The 20467-nt window shown below is 47.5% G+C and carries 30 protein-coding genes; 4 read left to right on the plus strand and 26 right to left on the minus strand.

Annotated elements, in window-relative coordinates; all coding sequences use genetic code 11:
• Positions 1-232 (plus strand): hypothetical protein (locus IQ268_RS32515; protein WP_228035800.1); only part of this gene is annotated, 232 nt, incomplete at its 5' end.
• Between the two features lie 76 nt (positions 233-308).
• On the opposite strand, the gene IQ268_RS28205 is transcribed toward IQ268_RS32515, so the two are convergent.
• Together IQ268_RS28205 and IQ268_RS28210 are read right to left on the minus strand one after the other, a co-directional pair.
• Positions 309-761: an ester cyclase gene (locus tag IQ268_RS28205; protein ID WP_193886116.1), complete on the minus strand. Its 453-nt coding sequence runs from the start codon at positions 759-761 to the stop codon at positions 309-311.
• 47 nt (positions 762-808) lie between these two features.
• Positions 809-1558: an SDR family oxidoreductase gene (locus tag IQ268_RS28210; RefSeq protein ID WP_193886118.1), complete on the minus strand. Its 750-nt coding sequence runs from the start codon at positions 1556-1558 to the stop codon at positions 809-811.
• Between the two features lie 87 nt (positions 1559-1645).
• Between IQ268_RS28210 and IQ268_RS28215 the strand changes: the two genes are divergently transcribed.
• Entirely contained in the window at positions 1646-2572 is a 927-nt protein-coding gene (locus tag IQ268_RS28215; RefSeq protein WP_193886120.1) for a LysR family transcriptional regulator, read from the plus strand.
• A gap of 393 nt (positions 2573-2965) precedes the next feature.
• On the opposite strand, the gene IQ268_RS28220 is transcribed toward IQ268_RS28215, so the two are convergent.
• From IQ268_RS28220 to IQ268_RS28235, 4 genes are all read right to left on the minus strand, one after another.
• On the minus strand, positions 2966-3310 hold the full coding sequence (locus IQ268_RS28220; protein WP_193886122.1) for a hypothetical protein: 345 nt from the start codon (positions 3308-3310) through the stop codon (positions 2966-2968).
• A gap of 230 nt (positions 3311-3540) precedes the next feature.
• The gene (locus tag IQ268_RS28225; protein WP_193886123.1) at positions 3541-3807 is read right to left on the minus strand and encodes a hypothetical protein; all 267 of its coding nucleotides are present in this window, start codon (positions 3805-3807) and stop codon (positions 3541-3543) included.
• A 23-nt stretch (positions 3808-3830) separates the two neighbouring features.
• Entirely contained in the window at positions 3831-4493 is a 663-nt protein-coding gene (locus IQ268_RS28230; protein ID WP_193886125.1) for a Uma2 family endonuclease, read from the minus strand.
• 14 nt (positions 4494-4507) lie between these two features.
• Positions 4508-5278: a ribonuclease III family protein gene (locus IQ268_RS28235; protein ID WP_193886128.1), complete on the minus strand. Its 771-nt coding sequence runs from the start codon at positions 5276-5278 to the stop codon at positions 4508-4510.
• A gap of 235 nt (positions 5279-5513) precedes the next feature.
• Between IQ268_RS28235 and IQ268_RS28240 the strand changes: the two genes are divergently transcribed.
• On the plus strand, positions 5514-5789 hold the full coding sequence (locus IQ268_RS28240) for a hypothetical protein (RefSeq protein WP_193886129.1): 276 nt from the start codon (positions 5514-5516) through the stop codon (positions 5787-5789).
• Between the two features lie 312 nt (positions 5790-6101).
• Here the strand turns inward: IQ268_RS28240 and IQ268_RS28245 are convergent, their stop codons facing one another.
• The 4 genes from IQ268_RS28245 to IQ268_RS28260 all read right to left on the minus strand — a co-directional run bounded on the left by IQ268_RS28245 (position 6102) and on the right by IQ268_RS28260 (position 9568).
• Positions 6102-7022, minus strand: a complete 921-nt coding sequence (locus tag IQ268_RS28245) for a cupin-like domain-containing protein (protein WP_193886131.1) — start codon at positions 7020-7022, stop codon at positions 6102-6104.
• Between the two features lie 180 nt (positions 7023-7202).
• On the minus strand, positions 7203-8516 hold the full coding sequence (locus tag IQ268_RS28250) for an ATP-binding protein (protein WP_228035801.1): 1314 nt from the start codon (positions 8514-8516) through the stop codon (positions 7203-7205).
• Between the two features lie 143 nt (positions 8517-8659).
• Positions 8660-9340, minus strand: a complete 681-nt coding sequence (rppA, locus tag IQ268_RS28255; protein WP_193886135.1) for a two-component system response regulator RppA — start codon at positions 9338-9340, stop codon at positions 8660-8662.
• A gap of 75 nt (positions 9341-9415) precedes the next feature.
• Positions 9416-9568: a hypothetical protein gene (locus IQ268_RS28260; protein WP_193886137.1), complete on the minus strand. Its 153-nt coding sequence runs from the start codon at positions 9566-9568 to the stop codon at positions 9416-9418.
• Positions 9569-9695: 127 nt separating this feature from the next.
• On the opposite strand from IQ268_RS28260, the gene IQ268_RS28265 reads away from it, so the two are divergent.
• Complete coding sequence (locus IQ268_RS28265; protein ID WP_193886139.1) at positions 9696-10079, plus strand: hypothetical protein; 384 nt, start codon at positions 9696-9698, stop codon at positions 10077-10079.
• Positions 10080-10107: 28 nt separating this feature from the next.
• On the opposite strand, the gene IQ268_RS28270 is transcribed toward IQ268_RS28265, so the two are convergent.
• The 16 genes from IQ268_RS28270 to IQ268_RS28345 form a co-directional block, all read right to left on the minus strand.
• Entirely contained in the window at positions 10108-10257 is a 150-nt protein-coding gene (locus tag IQ268_RS28270; protein ID WP_193886141.1) for a hypothetical protein, read from the minus strand.
• Positions 10254-11201 (minus strand): relaxase/mobilization nuclease domain-containing protein, encoded by a 948-nt coding sequence (locus IQ268_RS28275; RefSeq protein ID WP_193886143.1) that lies wholly within the window; start codon positions 11199-11201, stop codon positions 10254-10256. The genes IQ268_RS28270 and IQ268_RS28275 overlap by 4 nt, the downstream gene beginning before the upstream one ends.
• Positions 11198-11635: a hypothetical protein gene (locus tag IQ268_RS28280; protein ID WP_193886145.1), complete on the minus strand. Its 438-nt coding sequence runs from the start codon at positions 11633-11635 to the stop codon at positions 11198-11200. Before IQ268_RS28280 ends, IQ268_RS28275 begins: the two co-directional genes overlap by 4 nt.
• Before the next feature lie 59 nt (positions 11636-11694).
• Positions 11695-12108, minus strand: a complete 414-nt coding sequence (locus tag IQ268_RS28285; protein WP_193886147.1) for a hypothetical protein — start codon at positions 12106-12108, stop codon at positions 11695-11697.
• Positions 12109-12148: 40 nt separating this feature from the next.
• Positions 12149-12349, minus strand: a complete 201-nt coding sequence (locus tag IQ268_RS28290; protein ID WP_193886149.1) for a hypothetical protein — start codon at positions 12347-12349, stop codon at positions 12149-12151.
• A gap of 37 nt (positions 12350-12386) precedes the next feature.
• Positions 12387-12611 carry a DUF2811 domain-containing protein gene (locus tag IQ268_RS28295; protein WP_193886151.1) on the minus strand — a complete coding sequence of 75 codons (225 nt, stop codon included), beginning with the start codon at positions 12609-12611 and terminating at the stop codon, positions 12387-12389.
• A gap of 361 nt (positions 12612-12972) precedes the next feature.
• Positions 12973-13872: a hypothetical protein gene (locus tag IQ268_RS28300; RefSeq protein WP_193886152.1), complete on the minus strand. Its 900-nt coding sequence runs from the start codon at positions 13870-13872 to the stop codon at positions 12973-12975.
• Positions 13873-13898: 26 nt separating this feature from the next.
• Positions 13899-16187, minus strand: coding sequence for a hypothetical protein (locus IQ268_RS28305; protein ID WP_193886153.1), 2289 nt, complete (start codon positions 16185-16187; stop codon positions 13899-13901).
• Between the two features lie 131 nt (positions 16188-16318).
• Positions 16319-17050, minus strand: a complete 732-nt coding sequence (locus tag IQ268_RS28310) for a hypothetical protein (protein ID WP_193886154.1) — start codon at positions 17048-17050, stop codon at positions 16319-16321.
• A gap of 69 nt (positions 17051-17119) precedes the next feature.
• On the minus strand, positions 17120-17284 hold the full coding sequence (locus tag IQ268_RS28315; protein ID WP_193886155.1) for a hypothetical protein: 165 nt from the start codon (positions 17282-17284) through the stop codon (positions 17120-17122).
• A gap of 17 nt (positions 17285-17301) precedes the next feature.
• Positions 17302-17490, minus strand: coding sequence for a hypothetical protein (locus IQ268_RS28320; RefSeq protein WP_193886156.1), 189 nt, complete (start codon positions 17488-17490; stop codon positions 17302-17304).
• Entirely contained in the window at positions 17487-18227 is a 741-nt protein-coding gene (locus IQ268_RS28325) for a hypothetical protein (protein WP_193886157.1), read from the minus strand. Before IQ268_RS28325 ends, IQ268_RS28320 begins: the two co-directional genes overlap by 4 nt.
• Positions 18228-18291: 64 nt before the next feature.
• Positions 18292-18462, minus strand: a complete 171-nt coding sequence (locus IQ268_RS28330) for a hypothetical protein (protein WP_193886158.1) — start codon at positions 18460-18462, stop codon at positions 18292-18294.
• 31 nt (positions 18463-18493) lie between these two features.
• Positions 18494-18844, minus strand: a complete 351-nt coding sequence (locus IQ268_RS28335; RefSeq protein WP_339383686.1) for a GIY-YIG nuclease family protein — start codon at positions 18842-18844, stop codon at positions 18494-18496.
• 221 nt (positions 18845-19065) lie between these two features.
• Positions 19066-19275: a hypothetical protein gene (locus IQ268_RS28340; RefSeq protein WP_193886160.1), complete on the minus strand. Its 210-nt coding sequence runs from the start codon at positions 19273-19275 to the stop codon at positions 19066-19068.
• 84 nt (positions 19276-19359) lie between these two features.
• Complete coding sequence (locus IQ268_RS28345) at positions 19360-20265, minus strand: hypothetical protein (RefSeq protein ID WP_193886162.1); 906 nt, start codon at positions 20263-20265, stop codon at positions 19360-19362.
• Between the last annotated feature and the right edge of the window lie 202 nt (positions 20266-20467).

Below are 20467 nucleotides of genomic sequence, written 5' to 3' on the forward strand. Positions count from 1 at the left end.
ACCGAAGTTCAATCGCCTCACTGACCCAGCTTTGGGATCGACACTACATTGGTCTGCTCAAGCCTCGATCGATCGCTCAGTAGTCTCCCACAGCTTGGGCGATCGCTGTATCCCTCTTGAAGACCCCCAACCCATCTGTAAGACTCCTGTTTCACTCGCTTTAGGAGTCATTTTCTCAACAATTCTCCCCTCAAACCCTCTCCCAGTAACCCTTTCAACCTCTTCCTCTTAACCTCGTTGCGCATCCCGTGGGGTTAACGAGGATAAATAGCGGGTTAAGCGATCATAACTCCAGGTATACGACAACTCTACCTGAGAATCAGCGGTGTCAAAACAGGAGCCATCAACATTTCAAACTCTAGATTAGTAGCACTCACCACATTTTCTACAATCTTACCCTCTCGTAGTCGCATGACATGAGTTTCAATAAAGGTAATATCTCGATTTGTGGCGGTAACCCCAAAAAATTCTTTAGCGTGTTTTTGCACTGATCGAAACCGAACGACCACCCGATCGTCTGCGGCAAACATGTCTTCAATCATCATCTCGGAACCAGGAATTGGGGGAAAGGCATCGAAGAATGCACTAAACACCTGCTTGTAAGCTTCACGCCCGTCAATTGCCCCATCTGGCTTTAATCCGGTGATTGCCTGCACATTTTCATCTAGCACATCCACCGCTACGGTCATATCACCCTTGCCCAAAAACTGCTCAATAAAGACACGAGCGATCGCTAAGTTTTGTTCTTCAGTTGTAGTCATTGTCGGGGTTCCTCACTTTAGTCATGTTGTCTTTTCAATTCCATCAATTACCAAGACAGCGCCATTGCACCTCCAAACTTCCGCATTTCCGCAAAAAATTGACCCTGTGCACCACCCTCTGGAAGTGTTGCCAAATACACAGCAGTTTCAGCTCCTTCATTAGCTGTGTATGGCGCATTCGAGCCGCCCATGTCTGTTTGCATCCAGCCAGGAGAGTATACATTCACCAAAATATTGCTGCCATGCAGTTCCTTCGCCCAAAGAGCCGTCAGACCATTCAGCCCAATCTTGGACAGGCGATACGACGGAGCCAGCGGATAGTAATCGTTCCCCATAGAGGTGAGAGAAGCCATTTCAGTGGACACATTGACAATTCGCCCGTAGTTTTGTGCTTTCATCAAGGGCATCAGCGCTTGGGTGATTCGAGCAACAGCTACAACATTGGTTGTCAGGGTTGTCAGCATCGTTTCCATCTGAACGGTTAGCAGGCTGGATTCTTCTGGCTGCATCGTTGGATTAACACCCGCATTATTGACCAGAATATCGACTCTGCCATAGGTCTGCTGCAACCAAGTAACGAACTGCTGCACACTGACATCGCTCGTGACATCTAGAGAATGAAAATCTACTTGAATGTTTTCGCTAGATAAGCGCTGTTGAGCGGCTAGACCATCTTGCTCCTGACGGCTCGTCAGCACAACCCGAATGTTTTCTTGCTGAGCTAACCGGCGAGCGATCGCATACCCCAACCCTTTGTGGCTCCCCGTGATTACGGCAATTTTCTGCGTCATGCTCATCAAGCTTTCCTGAATAGATTGGCTGCACCGTCACAGTATCAACCTCTAGAATATTAAGCAAGTCAATATTTTAGATAGCTGGCATCAATGAAATCGATAAATTTGGCTGCAATCGACTTAAACCTGTTGGTTGCCTTTGAAGCCCTTCTAGAACAACGCAGCGTTACGAAAGCTGCCGAGCAACTTCAGATTGGTCAGCCTGCAATGAGTGCGGCACTCAGCCGTTTGCGTATTCTGTTTGAAGATGAATTGTTTGTACGCTTGGGACGACAGATGCAGCCGACGCTCAAAGCCCAAGCGATTGCTCCAGCTATTCTGGCAGCATTGCAACAGATTCGCCAAACCATTACCACCAGTCAGTCATTTGAGGTAACTTCTAGCGATCGCACCTTTGCCATCGGCAGTTCAGATTACACCAGCTTTGTCCTCGTGCCGCCGTTACTGGAATTGAGTCATCAAACGGCTCCATCCATCAACTTTCGGATGATTGGATTTGAGAAGGATAGTATTGGAGAGCTTCTAGAACAGGGGAAAATCGATGTGGCGTTGGGTGTTTTCCCCGATCCGCCCCGACAAACGCAATGGGAACCCATCTTTGAAGAACGATTCGTGGGAATCGCCCGTCAAGGACATCCGGCTCTCCAGCAAGGAACCATGAGGTTAGAAACCTTTGCCCAGCTTTCCCACGCCCTCACAACTCTACGTCGAGATACTACAGGTGCCATCGACCAGGCGTTGAATGAGCAAAACTTAGAGCGCCGAATTGCATTTACAACTCCGCATATGCTGGTTTTGCCGTTTGCGATCTCATCTAGTGATCTAGTTGCAGCACTTCCCCGACGCATTGCTCTCCGTTTAGCAACTGTCTGCGATTTAATAATTTTTGAACTGCCAATTAAAACGAAACCGTGGATAGTTTCTATGCTGTGGAGCACTTTGAGCGATCAAGATGAAGCCAATCATTGGTTACGCGACGCAATCAAAGCGATTTCTCAAAAGATTGAGACAAGTTAAGCCAAAAATGAGCAAACGATAAAGGAAATACTGATACTGGAAATACTTACACGGCGCATGATTGATTATTCTCCAGAAACTGAACTTGCCTAATTCTGCACCCTTTTATGGCTTTATCTTCAACAGCTCTATCCCGCCAATCTTGCTGATCGTCAGGATGTCCTAATGCCATTAAAACAACTCAGCATCATGACGGCAAATGCACGACATCATTTATTGGCTCTTCCCAAGTTTTGGTGAGCGAAGCGTTGAGAGTGCGCTAGAACTTAGAAATCTCGTTGTGTTGACTGGCGATCGCCCCCATTTCACCAACAGATGGGCAGAACCCAAAAAGCGAGCTAAGCGACAAAATCAGTACCGTTCTTCTCCACCCATAACCCTGAAGCCTCAACTTCAGCTCAAGCGCAGGCGATCGCTCAACAACCTCTTACTCCTAAGCGCAAACCAGGACGGCGATCGGCACAAGCCAAACTCGAAGGGGCGGTGCAGTTCATTCAGGAACGCAATGAGCAGGTTGACCATGACAACCAGTGGGCCATCACTCAATCGCTCATCGGCACCCTGACCGGAAGCAATATCAGCCTCACCGTTAAACCCTTCTGGCATCAGATTGAGCCTGAAATCAACCAATACAACGGCGATCGCTCCCTGGACGAACGACGACAGAACTATGGGCGATCGCATCAACTGCCCCAACTCAAAGAAGAGTCCGATACTTGGCTCGATACTCAACTTCATCGCTAGAAACAAACCAAACCGAAGTTCAATCACCTCACTGACCCAGCTTTGGGATCAACGCCCCTTTGCTTTGCTCAAGCCTCAATCACTCGCTCAGCACTCTCCCTTAGCTTGGGCGATCGCTGCATCCCTCTTGCAAACCCCGAACCCATCTGTATGACTCCTATTGCACTCGCTTAGGAGTCATATTCCCAACAATTTTGCTCTCAATCCCTCTCCTACCAACCCTTTCAACCTCTTCCTCTTAACCTCGTTGCGCATCCCGTGGGCAGATCAGCGTCAATTAGCAAGAAACGCGACAAGAGGCAATGTTTGACGGTGAAAGGCGTATAGTCCAACTGAAGTTTTTCAATTTCATCCAGGTGAAGTTCGGCAAATGTTTCTTGAAATTGTTGGTCGGGGTCGTACCAAAACACCACTCGCTGTCCCTGATGTGCCCAACGAGAATCATCGTGAAACAGAGTTTGCAGGGTTGATTGAATACGGGTGAGGTTCATAGGGCAACTTATGAATTCGATCGCTAGCGTGAACTTTGCTGTTGTTGAATCCAAGAGCGCAGCGATCGAATGACAGTATTATCGTCATCTGTATCTTTTCCCTGCTCAAGAAACTGTTGGATGATTGCAGCAGAAACCATTGGGAAGGCAAGGCTGTATTCACAGGAGACATATTCTCCGTTCTGAAGATGCTTGATTTCAATCGCTTGTTCGGTGCAACGCCAGAACTCAGGAATCTGCAAGGATTGATAGATTTTGAGCCGCCGCGTGGATGGATTAGTGATATCGACTTCAACAACCAGGTCGGGAGGGGGATTGTTGACCAGATCAAGCTTTCTGCCTCGAATCTGGCTGGCATTTTGAATATAAAAGCCGGAATCGGGCTCTACCCCACGTTGCAGGTCTTCTCGGTTTAGGGTGACGGAGCCAACTCCCCGCACTTTGAGGTTGAGTTCTTCGGTGAGAGCGATGATGATTCGCTCTAGAAGATGTTTGATAAACTCGTGCAGGTCGGAGGGCATGGTGATTTCTAGAGTGCCGCGATCGTAGGCTAGGCGAGAGGAGCGGTGATCGCCCATGTCAGACAATAATGCCTGGTAGGTTTGCCAGGAGATGTTGCGAAGTAGGACTCGCTGAGTGTCTCGGCGGCTGGAGGTATTGGGCGGTGGGGAGAATAGGCTGACCATAGGGAATGGGTAGGTTACTCAAATGGGGTGTTGCCTGCTTCAATTTTACTCAGTGCTGCTGCTGCTGCTGCTTGTTTGGCAGTTTTGACATTGTGGCCTGTACCTTGCCCCCACGATTTGTCTAGAATTTTGACGACGTAAACGAATGTGTGACGATTTTGAGCATCAGTAGTGTGTTTGATTTGAACGTAGTCTATGTCAGTGGCTTCGAGGTTGCCCTTCCGCACGTATTTTTGAATATGTTCTTGAAGTTGGCTGATGTAGTTTTGCTCTAGGTTGAAGCTCAGGATGTCGTTTGCTAAAGAGGTTTGAATCATCGTTTGGATTTGGGAAAGTCCTTGGTTAGGATCGAGGTAGATAGCGCCGATGAGGGCCTCCAATGTATCTGCCAGAATAGAATCTTCAAGAGATTGTCCGTTTCCGAGTTTGATCAGGGGTATGATCTCAGGACTTTTCTGTTTGACGATCTGAGCTAGGTGTTCGTTTTGGACGGCTTTGATCTTTTCAGAGAGGATGCCTTCTGGATCGGGGAGAGTCTGAAACAGAAATTCAGCAACGCTTAGGTTGAGAACCCGATCGCCCAAGAATTCAAGCCGCTCTTGGTCTTCGCATGGAATGCCTTGATCTCGTTTTTCGTTGGCGTAGGTGCTGTGGGTGAGGGCTTGATTGTAGAGTGTGAGGTCGTTGAGCTGTGAGCTTTCGAGCTGGAAGAAGGAACCTGTGAGCAGTTTTAGGATCTGTTGAGTGCTAGTAATTTTGCTTTTTTTGAAGTCGTTGCTGTTCATGGAGAGTCTAGGCGATTACAAATACACAATCTTTAACGGTTTTCCGTTGAACAAAGCGGATTCCCAGGGGTTCGCAACTGACAAAGTGAGCACTTCCGTCGTCGTAAATAGAGCCTACTTCCTCGGCTGTCGGACTGATTACTGTCTAACCATCTTTACTAGGTTGAGCAACCCACGCTGCCTGTAAATCAGGTGAAGGGCGTGGAAATCATCAAAATATAGCAGTTCTCGGTTCATGAGTTTATTGCTGGAGGTTTTGTTTCAACAAGTCCAGTTTCCACTATGCTTTTTTCTCCAGGTCTGCCATTTTCAGATCCGAACCTTCATAAACCAGCCCTTTGAAGCGGGTTTAGTTGTAGGCAACACTATCGTCGAGATCCAGTTCAATGCGCTGGTCTGCGACAGTTTGAACCCGCAAACCCCAGTGGTTTCCCTGCTGGAGCAAGTCCCCAATATTGGTACGATGGCGTTTGACGTTTTTGGCTCTTTTTCCAGTGGTCATTTATCGTAGGGTTTTGGTGAAATTGAACCCGCTCGCGAAGTTGCGCGACGTGGATACTAGGTTTCTGGCTACCTCAAAAGCCTTGATCACCAAAATCAGACAAGAGCCGAAAATTTCTGGGGAAATCCCGTGCGATTTGTCCTCCAAACGCAGAAACCCTTGCTCAAAGTTTGTTTTTCTCTTGAAGAAGATTCAATGGCGATCGCCTCAGGACTGCTTTTCTTCAAATCCTTCTGTCAATACGTCTTTTCTTCAAATCCTTCACTGATCAATGCGTAAACCAAGGAACCGGATCACCAACTGTCAAAAAAACCATATTCTTTACAGTCTCTGCAATAGATTACTAAGTGCTCCTGAGGCTTTACCGCTGCTTCCTGCTGTTAGCGCATTTTGAATAATATGAGGAAATGCCACAAGGCTACCAAAATGAGCACGCCATTTACTCCAAGACCGCAGTGCTCTTGATGTGGGTTGAATCCCCCAGAACCGATTCACAGAACAAACCATGCCATGTCCAATCGCAGTAACCTCGTGCCACCAGGAAGCTGGGATGTACAGCACATCCCCCTGGTTAAGGATCACCTCATATCGGTGCTGAAGTGCCTTTACAAAGTTAGGAAACGCTGCAATATCAGGTTTGTCTGGATAGAGCTGGCTATAGGCGGAACGGACTTTTAACCCATGCCGAAGGTGAGCCGAGAGCGGAAATGGGTAAAGATTGTAGAGTTGCGAAGGCGGGAAGAGAACCAGTCGTTTTGAGCCGTGCAGCTGCATCAGCGTCCCATCAAATGTATCGTAGTGAAGACAGGTTGTATGTCCTGCTAACCCCACCCACAGGTTGTGGGTGGTAACTGGCTTTTTTAAGCCCAACTGCATTCCCACGTTGTCTAGTCCAGATTTTTGAATCAGTGGTGTATGTTCAATGGAACATTTTCCCAAATATAAATCTTGCTCCTCGGCTTCTCCACTTTCTAACAATTTGGCGTATTGAGTAAAGGACATCACTGTGCTCTCTACACTGCTCCCCATGCTTGTCCAGTCTCGCTTGTCCTGCTCATAGCGCTGCCATCCATAACGGCGAATTGGAAATTCTACATCTCCTAATGCTTGGCAAAGGTACTCAAGATTCCAATCCGTCTCATGAAGCAAGCCACTGATCACAACAGGAAGACCTGCTTTCTGATATTCCTCAAAAAAGAGCTTTTGCGTTAGAGACGCTGAATCAATTCGATCTACTTCCAAATATTTACTTGAGGAGATTTGAATGGATTTTGTGTTCGCTCTGTCATGCATAAAGAGTAAAAGTATTTCTCCTATGGCAGTACCTTTTAAGAAAAACCATTTTCAACCAGATAGGCAGAGTAGCAAGAAAATATGACAAAAAAATGACACTTCAATAAGTTATGGCAACTCAAAGCCGAATTACCTGTTTGGCACTTTTGCTACTAATGGCAGTGAAATTCGGAAGGTTGATCCCACTCCAACCGTACTCGTGACAGAAATTGAACCCTGATGGGCTTGAACAATTTGCTGGGCGATCGCCAACCCCAGCCCAAACTGTCCTTTTGCCCGGTTGCGATTCTTGTCCACTCGATAAAATCGTTCAAAGATATAAGGTAAATCCTGTTCAGAAATCCCTACTCCGTTGTCTTTTACTTCGATCAGCGCTTGGGTTGCTTGAGCAAACAGTTTCAGTTGAACACTGCCGCCTGAAGGAGCATACTGGCAAGCATTACTCAGGAGATTGATCACGGCTTGTTTGAGCAAGGCTGGCTCGACACTAACCTTTATAGATGAGTCAGGAAACTGGCTGCTGAGCTGAAGCGATTTAGCAGCAGCTTGAGTTGCCCACTCCTGAACTAGAGGTTGTAAAAGATTGACGAGATCAACAGGCTGAAGAAATTCGTGCTTCAACGATCCTTCCTGCCGGGACAGAAACAGTAGATTGCTAACCAGTGTGCTCATCGATTTAGTCAGCTCTACAATTTTTTCCAAACGCTGGCGCAGGGCACTTGTATCCTCTGGTGGATCTATCAACCCGACTTGAGCAGTACTTAGTACAGCAGCCAAAGGAGCGCGTAACTCGTGGGAAGCGTTGGCGGTGAAGCGTTCGAGTTGGTTGCAAGCTTGTTCTAATTTTTGATTTGTCTGTTGTAAAGTAATTTGCTGTGCTGCTAATTCCTGTTCCAATTGGCGAAACAGATGAACGGCAAGCAATCCTGCTCCTGCTCCAAAAATCGCCATCAAGCAAAACACCCCCCAAGTCATTTGCCGATAGGATTCCTGGTGTTGTCTGCGATCTTCTAAGAACCGCTCCTCTTCCTGAGCAAATTGATCAATCTGCTGGTGAGTCGCATCCAGTGTAGATTCGCCATCCTCTAACCAGTCATAGAGCAGAACTGCTGACACAACCAGTTCTTCCCGTCCATTAATTTTCTGCAAGTTCTGCTGGAGTGTGATCTTTTGATTGAGCAGATTGACACTTTGATTAACCAGTTTATGGACTTGATTGAGTCGTTGTTGTTGTTGAGGGTTGTCTTGAACTAATGGCTCTAAATCTGCTAAAGAATCTGTAATGATAGCAAGAGAGCCTTCATAGGCATCCAAAAATTCTTGGCGACGGGTTAATCCAAACGCCTGCATATTGTCTTCTGCATTCAGCAAGGCAGTCAGCAATTGTTTCGTTTCGATTTGAACTCGTTGAGCTTCTTGTACAGCACGGTCATTGTTAACCATGCTTGCCCTCAAGGCAGCAAACGTAACCAAGGAGGAAAACAGACAGACAAGCGGAATCGCAATGATCAACGTTCCCCGATTACGAACGGGGAATGTGGTCAAGAGTCGGCGTAGAGATTTGCTAAAACAGTGCATGGCAATTCTTACATTGCATCGGGCCCATTAATACAGTAGCCAATGCCATAAACCGATTCAATCCAGTCTTCTGCTCCTACCTTTTGCAGTCGCTGCCGCAACCGTTTAACCAAGGTAGCTACGGCATTGCTCTCCGGCTCCTCTCCCCATTCCCATAACGATAATTCGATTTGCTCACGAGTTAAGATCTGTTGAGGATGGCGCATCAGGTATTCCATGAGTTGAAATTCTCGGCTCGATAGCTGCACCCTGCTGTGCTGTCTCTCTACGGTGAGAGTTGCCAAGTGAAGTTTCAGATCTGAGAGGCTTAGGCTATCTCCCACCCAAAGGGGCGATCGACGTCCTAGTGCCCGTACCCGCGCTAGAAATTCCATCACATCTACAGGCTTAACTAGATAGTCATCGGCTCCGGCATCAAGCCCCGTCACCTTGTCAAGAATAGTGTCTTTGGCAGTCAACATCAGAACTGGAGCCGTTCTCTTAGACTGTCGATAGTTACGACACAAATCAATACCACTGATGTCTGGTAACATCCAGTCAAGAATCAGCAGGTTATACTCCTTCTCGTCCATCAACCATTGAGCGGTTTTTCCGTCTTCAACCCCATCTACAATGTGTCCCACTTTGGAAAGCGCCTCATGGAGTGGGACTAATTGCTCTCGATCATCCTCCACCAACAGGATTCTCATGTTGATCTGACACTGTGATAGATGATTGGGGAATCAGCAAAAATGCTTGAAACTCATTTATAGCAGTTATTTTAACTACTTAACGAAATTGAACCCACCATCAATCAGTACGACGGCGATCGCTCCCTGGACGAACGACGACAAAACTATGGGCGATCGCACCAACTTCCCCATCTCAAAGAAGAGTTCGACACTTGGCTCAATGCTCAACTTCACAGATAAATTCATTGATTTTCAAAAGCTTGCACAATTCTCGATCGCTCAGCCGATAAGTAAGTACGGTTTGAAGATAAAGCCTGATTTTGGGATATTCTGTAAACCTTTTTTCATCATTACCGCGTTCAAGGATTGAATCATGGGCAAGCTGTCTCGACGCAAAGCGATCGGATTTTCACCTAGAGCTAACTCTGCAAGAGGGGTTCCTAGCGACGGACAAATCTGCCTTTGGCTCAATGATCCAGATCTAATCAACTGGATTGCTCTTAAATGGAAAGTTCTTGGAAAGGAATTGATCATTCAGAAGTACTTAGATTTGTTGCGCGATAAAGTCTTATCTGACAAAAATCATGACTGGCGAGTGGGGAACCCATCGACTCCTCAATTTACGGTGGGCATCAACGCTGAAACTTGGACTCTATGGATCTCCTGCTGCAATCGGAGGGTCTTTGCTTTACCTGATTGGCATAAAAGTCCTTTTGATTTCAAAGCTCCTTTGGTGCCTTACGCCGTCATGCGTTAGGAGTTTCACCCATTAACTTGTACTCAGTTCAACCAAGCCTTTTGGACGGGTTCTCTAACCGCAGCAGGCGTTCCGGTAGCGATTGCAGCACTGAAATCAAGCTACTGAATTGCTGCTGCTGTTCGGCTAAGGCTTGCAGCAAGGCCAGGTCGGAGGACATGTTGTTGCCGTTGGTCATGGGTGGAGGGGTCTCCGTTGACAGAGCGCTTGAATAACAGTGTTGTCTCGTTGCGCGTCATAGTCTAAGCCAAAGGCATTGCACAACCCTGGATTGGAATGCTTGAAGCTGTAGCGTGTCCCCAGTGAGTTGCCTGAGAGCGCGACTCCATCCAGTTCATAGGAGATGCCTTTTGACTTGCCAGTACGGGTGAAATTTAACCGGACGGAAACCCCTTGGGCCTGAGCTTTTTCAATGAATTCTGGAACCGTGCTGCTGGCTTGTCCGGCCTGCTCTAATATTTCTTGCAGTTGCTTTTGAATGCTGATGACTCCGGTCTCTGCTTCTTTTTTGAGCTGGCTGATCGACTGCGCTCGTCGTCCCACCTCCCAACTATTGGGCAGAACCTCCAACTGATACTGCCGCTCCAAATCCCGCAAGATCTGTTGAGAGCGATACCATTCAAAGGAAGTGCCGATCGCCTTCTCGGTTTCCAGATTAATCCGGCTATAGACCAGATGGGCATGAGGGTGTGGTTTATCAGTGTGACGGACGATCGAGTAGATATAGTAATGCAGTTCGTTGGCTCTAAACTCCTCAACGGCTACTCTAAAGGTGGATGGATCAAATGCCCTTAATAGCTCCGGGTTCTCAGCGCTCAGAATCATCGCCGCCAGATATTTTTCGCAATAGTCTGACAGCTCTTGATCGTCCAGGTCTTCACCAGGGGGAAACGAAATCGAGACGTGTCTGACCGCCCGTTTGACGCGGTAATTGAGATCGATCGACACCATGAATTTACGAGTGGCGTTCGACACGACTGCACGTAGTTGTTCCTGGGAGAGTTGGTCACGTTCAATCCAGGGAGCAGCATTGCCACCAATGACTCGTGACCCGTCTTTGCGAATGACAGAGCCGAAGGTAGTACGGGCAGAATGGTTGCTTTTGATCTTGGCGATGCTCACGAGTTGTCGTCCGTTTCGTTCCTTGGACAGAGCAGAGCCAGTTCCACGTTTTGCAGCGCTTCGAGTATCTGTGTCAACATCTGGCGATCGGCTGTATTCTCTCTGGGGTGCTCCTGGCTGTTCAACTTTCGCACGCTCTGATTCAGGTTGATGCCGATGCGATTCAATTCGATCAAAACGCTCCGTTCAAGCCAATGAATCGGTTGCCGACGACGACGCATCGGTAACGCCGCTCCCGATAACTTCAGGCGAACGTAATCCGACAGATTGATGCCTCTGGCTTCAGCTTCCGATTTGAGTGTCACTTTCAGCGATGCTGGCAACCGAATGGTGAGGGTGGTATCCGCCTCGTTGTTGGCTGGCGGTAGTACTGGATTGAGCAGTGCTTCAAGGTGAGTCAAATCCCTTGGGCGATCGAGTTCTGCGTCTTCCATGAGCGGTTTGCGTGGGTGGGGGTTCTCCAAGGGGGTCGCCCCCTTAACTTACACTCATTTCAACCAAACCCTTTGGCTTTTGGACGTTTCTTTTTGTTGGGGTTGCCCCGACCCTTGAGAGCCTGAGTTTTGCCCCCTAATTTTTGGCGAAAGTGTTGCTGCATGGCTCTGAACTCCTCTACAGGAGGCGGTAGGTCATCAAGGATCGTCATACGGATTCGGTTTCCCGGAATGACCTCCCCGACCAGGACGCGGGCATCTTCCCCCACAACTTTTCCCATTGCCTGCCCTTCGAGCACTTCCACAGGTGTAATCGCACGAATGTAGTAATCCTGTTCCGGGTGCTGCCTGAAGAAATCGCGATCGCGTTGCATCACTTCTTCCAATTGCTCCGCCCATTCGGACGGAAGCTTGGCATGGGGAGCCGTTTGCATCGAACCTGTATCGGGGTCAACTAGCAGGATATCCGTCATAATACGCCAGTAGAACGCTCCATTTATTATGCACCATGTTTCAGGAGGCAAAGAGGGACAGGTGCTCATAGCTTGAAACCCGATATCCACATTGCAACTGCAACCACTGGCGATCGCAGCACGACTTGTATCCCTCCTGTCCTGAATGGGGGTTGGCAAACAAGGTTGAGCAGTTGAACACCCAGAGCGATCGCACAAAAAAACTCCTAACACTGTTAGGAGCCAGGAGAAATACGTTCATTGCCAGTGTTCCCGCAGAAGCCAAGCAAAGACCAATGCTAAATAGCATTACGAAACAATTCATCGAGGTAAACGCGAGCAGCACGACGATAATTTGTCACTCTATCTGGAGAGTTGCTGTTAGTGTGTTGCAACAGGAACAAGGCCAGCGCAGCCGAAATCACCCGATCATGATCCCAATCCAGCCGAGACTCAAGATGACCTTGAAGCGATTCATGTAATTCTTCTGGGATTTCCACCAAGATACTTACTGTTGTGGTCATTATCATTTTCCTCAAATATTTTAAAAGTTGAGATCGTCCTGAGCGTAGCACCCCGTTTCAGCTTTGAGATATGTCTCAAAGCTGAATTCCTGGTCGGATACTGAGGCCAGGTGCATCTCCATATCCGTGTAGGGAGGTTGGAATATTTTGCATAGAAACGGTAAAGGATTGTCAAAAAGGCACAAAAAGCCATTGACTCCTTCAGATCGTTCGTCCAGGTTATAGTGTTGTCCCTGGCAGGAGTTGATCAAAGCGAGCAGCAATTCAACATCTACTTTGCTCGATCTCCACCAGATTATTTCCAACCTATACCGCTTTGGGCTTAAATCAAGCATAGTTTTCACCGTTGTGTGTTGTATGGCTAATTGACAAAGCAACTGGCGATCCACCCAACCTGATTCGGATCTAGTTTGTTTTGCGCTGATGATTCAATCACCTGACGGAGTTGAGGCGCGATCGCCTCATACCAGAGCACACCATCTGACTCAATCTGTCGGCCAGTCAATTGCACGGTTTGCCCTGCTTCCACCGCACCCAAAATGGCGGTAGGGGACAAGCTTGGAAATTCCCGAAAGTTGGCGAATGAATGCCCCTGACAAGAGGTCAATCGATGTCCTTGTTGCTCATTCAGGTAGGGTTCCTCTACCTGTTGCACCTGTTGCGCCAGTGGAGGATTAGCAGAAGAAGCAAGACCAGGCGCATCTTCATCATCCGAGCGAAGAATTGGGTTTTGAAAAAAAGAGGATGAGGTAACTGGAGCCGATGATGAGCTGGGTGAAGTAGGGGGCGAGCTGCTTAATGAGCGGCTAGCAGCGATACCTCCTATTATTAAGGCGATCGCACACCCAGAAACGAATCCAAGGCTTCGATTCATATTCATGGTTAATCCTGCAAACAAATTTTGGTAGGGCATAGACTCTTCCCAAAAGGGGTCATCGATAAAGCTGACTGTGATGCTTCGGTCTTGCTCAATTTCTTGAGCAAGCCTCTCAGCTTGTGCTCGTTCCTGAACGGCGATCGGGCGTTGACCAACTAACCAAATCTCAGGTCGTTTGAGATGTCGGTTATAGGCCGTCGCCTGCCCTAATGCTTGGTAAATGCCTTCCCGATTCAACACTTTCTTTAGCTCAATCACCGCTTGAGGAATGACGATATCTGCCCTGATATCACCACATTCCACCTCCTCTGAACACTGAATCCCTTTACTTCTTAGAACTCTTAGGCAGTAATTCTGGAGTTCCTTTTCAGTGCTAAATTTCATGGCTCTATCTCATGCTTGATTAACAGTTATTCAACAGAGATAGTAAAGGTCTGCTTACTACAATTGTCATTACGACAGAAGTATCTTTGCTTACCATCTACTGGCTTGCCTTTGCGCTCCTTGGACTCTGTTCCACAGTCTGGGCAGAGGGCTACAGGGTCAGATTCCACGGATTTTCCTGGAATGGTGGAAAGCTTTGCTGTAGCTGAATTCTGCTCTCCCTGCACTTCAAACATTTGGACAACATTCCGGGGGGTTCCATCGCTAAATTCCACCGATGTTGTACGTATATCCGCTGACTCAACCTCGTCGTAATTATAACGACCAAACGCTGGTAGCTCGATGAAGTATGGTTTCTTGTTTGGCTCCATCACGATCGCAAAACGGTAAGCATCTGGGTCAGTAAGATCTAACCCTAATTCTTTGTTTTTGTCTTCACAAAATTCAGTCAATCTATTAGCTCTGACCTTCAGGTCGTTTTGTTCATTTGTCGTCAAAGAGTTGCTATTAGTAATAGCATCATAGGCGTTGCTGCCTATGTGAACGTTGACAGCGTTATTCCAATCACTCCGATCCATTTTTTTATAGTTTTTTGCATTGGCATTCTGACCAATGAAGATGGTACGGAGATGTTGATGGGAAGCTTGTTTCACGATGTTTTTCACCGCACCACAAATGAAGGGATACTTCTCCATCGTGGTGTCTATCTCATCAAAGATGAACAAGGCGAAATCGTTTCTTGGCACAATGCCATTAGCGCGATCTTCAATCAAGCCATCTAAATCAGATAATGCATCCCTGGATTCTTCATGCGATGTCCATTTCGTTGGAATCGACCAAAAGTTTTTCTTGCTGTTATCCATCGGATTTGCCAGATTGACTGTACCAGGGCGATGCTTCAAGAAACACACGGCGATGTTCTCAGCCGTAGGGGTTTTGCCCGACTCAGACCCTCCCGTCACTCGAACTCGTTCCCACTTGGAAACGATCGCCTCAAAGTGATCCGCTCGTTTCCACAGCTTATGAATGTCAGAAGCGTCGAGCGACTTTGGCTTGGGATGCATCTGCACACGCAATCGCAATATCCCAGTTTCCGAATCGTATTCAAATTTCGGCAGATTTTTGCAGTTGAGCAACGACTGGAGCGAGTCTGAATGCTTGTTCAGCTCGCCAGGAGGGATAACCCTGGGGTTGCGATCGGAATGGAAATGCAGGACAGCCTCCCACCCTCGATAATCGCTGTAAGCCCGATCCAGAATGATTCCACACTGGTGGAAATAAGAAATGACGACATTTCCCATCCTTAAATCATCACGGGTGGCAGGGGTAAAGGTTTGGGGCTTTGTTAAAGCCTCAATTCTTTCCTTGAGACTGGAGATCTCTCGGTTTGCCACATCAATCTGACTAATCAACTTCCGCACAAACGCATCTGTGTCATTGGTGAGTTCGCTTTCCAGCGCTTGAGCCTGCTCGACCAGGCTAGTGAAGGCTTCATCTTTTTGCAATTGAAATTCGCTGATAATCGCTTGATGTTGGGTCTTAGGAATTGATGTTTTTTGCAGTTCCTTCAGGTTCTCTTTCAATTCTGCAATTTCGGCGTTGCTCTGTTCAATTGTTGTGCGATAGAGCAGTGTCTCTTGTATGTTGAGTGCGTTACGGTACTGCACTTTGAAGGCAGCAAATTCAGTAGCGGCATGGTGCATAATGCTCAACACCTCATCCACCAGAGGCTCTAGGCCAGACCTGACGGTAGATGAGGCAGAGACATTCGCTATTTGCTGATGGTAGCGTCCTGCAAGTTGTATGACATCCTCTCTCAACTTTTCTAGTCGAGTCGTGAGTTCAGGGCGTTTGCTGATAGTGTTATCCAGCGTAGATACCAGGCTGCTGCGCCATTCATTGACGGCTTCAGTTAATGTCGCCTTTGCGTTCAACAGCAGGCTAGCCAAGCTCAACTCAATAGACTGCCGATCGCGATCGCGGTCGGCTTCTATCCGATCTATCTGCTCTTGCAGCAAGGTGGATTGGATGAGTAAATCTCCTGTTTCAGCCGTCTTGAGCGCTGCATACTCTTGCTCCTGCACGAATTGCAACTTTAGTGTTTTCAGGGACTTGGACTGCTCATCCCAAAAGCTGTCCCACTGCTGAAGTTTGAGATTTAGATTCTCTACCTGCTTTCTAGCCTCATCTAATTCCGCTTCAGATGTTCGTAATTCCCGCTCCATGATGTTGTGAGCGGTATCGGCATACAACCTGCACACGAAGGAGTTAATCCCTAAGCTGGTAACACCAGATAGCAGTGTTGCAAAGGACAAGTTCTTAACTACTTGCGAGCCAGAGAAGCAACCTAATAGACCCACTACGCTCAGGCATATCGCAGCAGAATCAGCTACTATTTTGGGTTGTTGAAATGTTTTAAGTATGTTGTGTTGCACGTTCTTCATCCTCAATCAACTGAATTTGCAACTTGAGCAATATCATTGTTCTGAGCCTGCGACATCGCCTGCTCAATCTTGGCGTTGGCAATGTAGACTGACGCTCTAAGATCTTCAATCCGGCTTTGCTTTAGCTTCTTCTTTTGATCCCATTCTTCCTCAATCAAAGGAGTGAGATCCTTCATCCCACCCAGAGCAATCGATTCCTGGGCATGGCGTTCTTTTGCCTGTTGGAGTTTGACTTCTGCCGTACTGAGGTTTACCCCAGCCGCTTGATATCCAATAAACTTGGACTGGTTATTGGTCTTGGCGGTTGCAAAATCTATCACGTTTCCAATGAGTTTTTCATTGGAAACACCTGTCCGCACGACCTCTTGATTGAGACTCAGGTTGGACTGAATAATTCGCAACGTTTGTTTCTTCTCTTCGATCGACTCCACTGCTCTGTCTGCATCTAGTTTTGATGTCCGGGGAAGTGGAGACAAATCCTCATACAGAGAGGGAGACAGATTCGCGTTCGTATCAAAGGTTTGAATAGTCAGGCCGTGCCCGATATGGCTCAAATCAAAGCTGGTCAAGTTATTGTTGCTGATGATGGAGCCAGAACCGTCGTCATTGCCAGTAACAGCACTGGTGACCGCATCGACGGCATCAGTGACTACATTGCCTGATTTAGTGCGAGAAGAACGTGTTTTGGATGTCTTTGTCTTCTCGGTGCGTGAATCACGGGGAGTAAGAGCCATCTTGAAATCCTCTATGAATGACTAAATTGTGAAATTACGAAATTACGAAATTTAGGAGTTGCAAAAGGGTCAATTTACTGACTGATCGAGATACGCCAGGTATCGTTCGATCGCACTGACGAACAAGGCATCGATAGATTGGGTCGGTTCTCGATCCAAAAGCGCTTGGAGCTGTCTGAACAACGGTTCTGGTAATTGCACTTCTGTCTGAATCTGAAAAATCTGATCAGGCATTTCATCCTCCAATTGGATTAATCAAAAATCTTGGACGCATTTGCCACCAAGCTCACCCCTGAGTAGGCGAACGCCAGGGCAGCAAGTTCCACCACACGCTCCTCGTACCCGTATCTGATGGCTAAACTGAGTCCTACATAGGACATCACCAACAAAATCGAAAACCAAACGACATAGCCAATGTTGCGGCGGCTGTGATAATTCATGATTGCTCCCTAACTTGAGATGAGTTGTGTGAGGAAGGATTAGAGTTGCGAGATAGCAGGGACAGGCACAGATAAGAGCCAATCCCAAGCAGGGCAATGCACATAGAGCAGAACAACGCGAATGCCCAAATCTCTTGTTGATTCAGCCAGGAATCGAACCGCTTCCAGGCATGAATAGCATTCTGTTGTTGAGATTGGCCTTTAAAGATTTGCTCCGAGACCAACTGTTGCGCCTTGAAAATCATCTCCGCCGTATCTTGTGGCTTTATTACTCCGGCTTGGGCTATTCGTTGCGCCTCGAATATCATTGCAGCCGTATTTTCCGAGACATGGGACGACGATTCTCTTTGAGCCGTCGCTTGATCAACTGGCTCCATATCAGGCTGAAATCGACGTACTAATTCATATTTGGGGTGAGAAGGCGTTATGTAATCCTCTACTATCTCGGCATACACAGCTTGGCCTTCGCTTGCTTCGGCAAAATAGAGGGTTGGCTCTTGTCCCTGGACTATTGCACTCTGGCGGTGCTCCAGAATTGATTTGAACTGTCTTGCCTGCTCTGTGCCAATTAGATCACATAGCAAAACAAGACCTTTTAGGGTGTAGAAGATGCGATCGACATGATCGCGCCCTCTAAGCTTGAAATAGTGTTCTGGAATCGTTAGTTTTGGATAGTGCTTGCGAACCTGATAATCATTGGTTGCGCCGAGTGCATTTATTGCAATCCGGTGTGGCATGACACAAGTGTGATCTTTATCAGAGATAAGAAACTGCGTGTAATTCATTGAAAAACCTCAAAGATTAGTTATCGTCCTCTTCTTGATCCCATTCTTCTAATGGGTTGGGAGGGTCATCCTCTAGATCCAGTGCGTTTTGGGACAACAAAAAGCGATGGTGGTAAATGATAAATTCAACTACCTTTGACAGACGAGCTTCCCCTATTGCTGTCCCAATCTTTTGCACGTATGGCATTTGACTAGAGCGGATAGTTATTCTTGAACGCTCATCTACCATGAGCGACCCTCAATTCAGTCAGTAATGTGTTGATTGCAGCTTGGGTGAGGTCGAGTAACTTGGCATGATTTTTGCGCCGTTTTAAGCGACGCTCCAAAAAACGAGCTTCAACGAAGCTATTGCAATACCAAAATTTCACGACTTGAAATTGAATGCCTCGCTCGACCGCTGCTGCTGTAAAAGCAGATCCAATTAAGCGATCGCCACTTCGATGTTGAGTCAACCTCCGATTGAGGTTGTTGGTTGACCCCAAGTAGTACCTGGCACAATGCCTGTGGTTTCCCAACGGCCTAGCCAACTCCAATAAATAAACAAACCAATAGAGGGTGAATTTCATCATGCCCTCCGTAGAAGACGCTCAATGCCCCACAACAGGAGCCAAAGCATCATTAGACAAACGCTGACGGATGACAAAAAAATTGATACATTCATAAGTTCAGTGCCTTTTCAACGGGGCATTGGGTGCCCCCACTCTGGAGAGGGTCTAAAGCTAGCCAGAGTGGGGCTTTTAATGCTTTCTTTGGAGACGAAGAACGCCTTTTTATAACGGATGAGCGCTTTTCAGGGATTGGATTGAGAACGAGCCAGGGCAAGAGCTAAGGCAACTCGTGCTTGCTGGTAGCGGATGAAGGCTAGCTGAGACGATTGGCTTACCACTTGCAGTTCAAGCGCAGTAACGATGCAAGTGGTCTGTGCAGCTTGAACTTGAAGCAGCGATCGGTTCAAATCAAAATTGCTAGCGGTCAGATCAGGGCGTTTGGAGTGTTCCATCGGTCTGAGAACGATAAGGACGGTGGGGTTGAGAGTAGGCCATTAACCAAGCACTCATCAGCAACAAGCTAAGTGCCAAAACAACTACGCCGATTGGGGTTGACCATCTTCTGCATCGGGCTTTCCCGGCACTGGCAGAGTTCCAGCTTCCGCCGCTTGCACTGTTGCCTTAAATGCCTGCTGTTTCAATTGCAAAGCGGTGTAACCGAGTTGAATGCCCTTCAGTTGAAACTCTTGCAGGAGTAGCTGATCGCCAAGGCTGGTTGCTTCCTGGTACTGAGCATTAAGGGCTTGAACCTGTTGGTATTGCTCCTGCATCTGGGCGATCGCCTTCTGCTGAAGGGCTTCAAACTCACTCATCCGTTGTTGAACTTGGGTTAGATAAGCAGTATCGTCGGCAGGGGTAACAATGCCGGGAATCGCTGGAACAGCAAGGCTTGAGCCAATATGTAAAGTCAAACCACTAGGGCAATCGCCATTGCCATCTGAAGGATGTTGATCCTCTCGCGGCAATACTTCAGGGCGAACAGCAGGAGTGGATTGAGCAGAATTCCAAGTCTCAACACGATCGGCAAACAATTCCTGTAAAACCGACTCCCACTTCTTCTTAGAACCAGCAAAATAGCGGTGCCCTAAAAGTTCAACGGCAAGTGGGGTATAGCGATCGTCGCTCAGACGTAGTTCTGACTCGGAGAACCAGGGGGCAATTTCCCTCAACTCAATAAACCACTTCTGAATTGTCCGTTTTCCCATTGGGTAGTGAGCGACGATCTCTTTGCAGAACTGGGGTTCTGTGGGTTTCCAGTGATCGATCTTGAGCAACTCATCGACAGGAGTTAGCGGGGGGATTGCCTGTTCGCATCCGTCCGATTTTCCGTTCGCAGCGTCTTCGTGCGAAGGAACGTAGGAACGATCGCTCATCGGAGTGAAATTGGTCGCAGCAGGTTCGTAGATCGCTTGAACATCAGTAGCATCAAAAGTTCTGTCCATCGTTCGTATTCTCCTTAGAAAAATCTGTAAGCGGTCGCAAGGTGTTCGGGGTGGGCGCTGTGACTCTTTCCCGTTCGCTTACGAATCATGTTAGCATCATTTTTGTGGCTGTCTAGCCCCATAAATGAGCTTTTTGAAAAAAAAGCCACGATCTAGCAACAGAAAAGGTGCTGTAAACTTGAGGGAACAAGTGTTGAGGATT

The organism is Oculatella sp. LEGE 06141 (assembly GCF_015207605.1).
Taxonomy (GTDB): domain Bacteria; phylum Cyanobacteriota; class Cyanobacteriia; order Elainellales; family Elainellaceae; genus Oculatella.

Coding starts and splice junctions, on each gene's coding strand:
- IQ268_RS28205 (WP_193886116.1), bottom strand. CDS start 761: ATGACTACAACTGAAGAACAAAACTTAGCGATCGCTCGTGTCTTTATT.
- IQ268_RS28210 (WP_193886118.1), bottom strand. CDS start 1,558: ATGAGCATGACGCAGAAAATTGCCGTAATCACGGGGAGCCACAAAGGG.
- IQ268_RS28215 (WP_193886120.1), top strand. CDS start 1,646: ATGAAATCGATAAATTTGGCTGCAATCGACTTAAACCTGTTGGTTGCC.
- IQ268_RS28220 (WP_193886122.1), bottom strand. CDS start 3,310: ATGAAGTTGAGTATCGAGCCAAGTATCGGACTCTTCTTTGAGTTGGGG.
- IQ268_RS28225 (WP_193886123.1), bottom strand. CDS start 3,807: ATGAACCTCACCCGTATTCAATCAACCCTGCAAACTCTGTTTCACGAT.
- IQ268_RS28230 (WP_193886125.1), bottom strand. CDS start 4,493: ATGGTCAGCCTATTCTCCCCACCGCCCAATACCTCCAGCCGCCGAGAC.
- IQ268_RS28235 (WP_193886128.1), bottom strand. CDS start 5,278: ATGAACAGCAACGACTTCAAAAAAAGCAAAATTACTAGCACTCAACAG.
- IQ268_RS28240 (WP_193886129.1), top strand. CDS start 5,514: ATGAGTTTATTGCTGGAGGTTTTGTTTCAACAAGTCCAGTTTCCACTA.
- IQ268_RS28250 (WP_228035801.1), bottom strand. CDS start 8,516: ATGGTTAACAATGACCGTGCTGTACAAGAAGCTCAACGAGTTCAAATC.
- rppA (WP_193886135.1), bottom strand. CDS start 9,340: ATGAGAATCCTGTTGGTGGAGGATGATCGAGAGCAATTAGTCCCACTC.
- IQ268_RS28260 (WP_193886137.1), bottom strand. CDS start 9,568: ATGAATTTATCTGTGAAGTTGAGCATTGAGCCAAGTGTCGAACTCTTC.
- IQ268_RS28265 (WP_193886139.1), top strand. CDS start 9,696: ATGGGCAAGCTGTCTCGACGCAAAGCGATCGGATTTTCACCTAGAGCT.
- IQ268_RS28270 (WP_193886141.1), bottom strand. CDS start 10,257: ATGACCAACGGCAACAACATGTCCTCCGACCTGGCCTTGCTGCAAGCC.
- IQ268_RS28280 (WP_193886145.1), bottom strand. CDS start 11,635: ATGGAAGACGCAGAACTCGATCGCCCAAGGGATTTGACTCACCTTGAA.
- IQ268_RS28285 (WP_193886147.1), bottom strand. CDS start 12,108: ATGACGGATATCCTGCTAGTTGACCCCGATACAGGTTCGATGCAAACG.
- IQ268_RS28290 (WP_193886149.1), bottom strand. CDS start 12,349: ATGAACGTATTTCTCCTGGCTCCTAACAGTGTTAGGAGTTTTTTTGTG.
- IQ268_RS28295 (WP_193886151.1), bottom strand. CDS start 12,611: ATGACCACAACAGTAAGTATCTTGGTGGAAATCCCAGAAGAATTACAT.
- IQ268_RS28300 (WP_193886152.1), bottom strand. CDS start 13,872: ATGAAATTTAGCACTGAAAAGGAACTCCAGAATTACTGCCTAAGAGTT.
- IQ268_RS28310 (WP_193886154.1), bottom strand. CDS start 17,050: ATGGCTCTTACTCCCCGTGATTCACGCACCGAGAAGACAAAGACATCC.
- IQ268_RS28315 (WP_193886155.1), bottom strand. CDS start 17,284: ATGCCTGATCAGATTTTTCAGATTCAGACAGAAGTGCAATTACCAGAA.
- IQ268_RS28320 (WP_193886156.1), bottom strand. CDS start 17,490: ATGAATTATCACAGCCGCCGCAACATTGGCTATGTCGTTTGGTTTTCG.
- IQ268_RS28325 (WP_193886157.1), bottom strand. CDS start 18,227: ATGCCACACCGGATTGCAATAAATGCACTCGGCGCAACCAATGATTAT.
- IQ268_RS28330 (WP_193886158.1), bottom strand. CDS start 18,462: ATGCCATACGTGCAAAAGATTGGGACAGCAATAGGGGAAGCTCGTCTG.
- IQ268_RS28335 (WP_339383686.1), bottom strand. CDS start 18,844: ATGATGAAATTCACCCTCTATTGGTTTGTTTATTTATTGGAGTTGGCT.
- IQ268_RS28340 (WP_193886160.1), bottom strand. CDS start 19,275: ATGGAACACTCCAAACGCCCTGATCTGACCGCTAGCAATTTTGATTTG.
- IQ268_RS28345 (WP_193886162.1), bottom strand. CDS start 20,265: ATGGACAGAACTTTTGATGCTACTGATGTTCAAGCGATCTACGAACCT.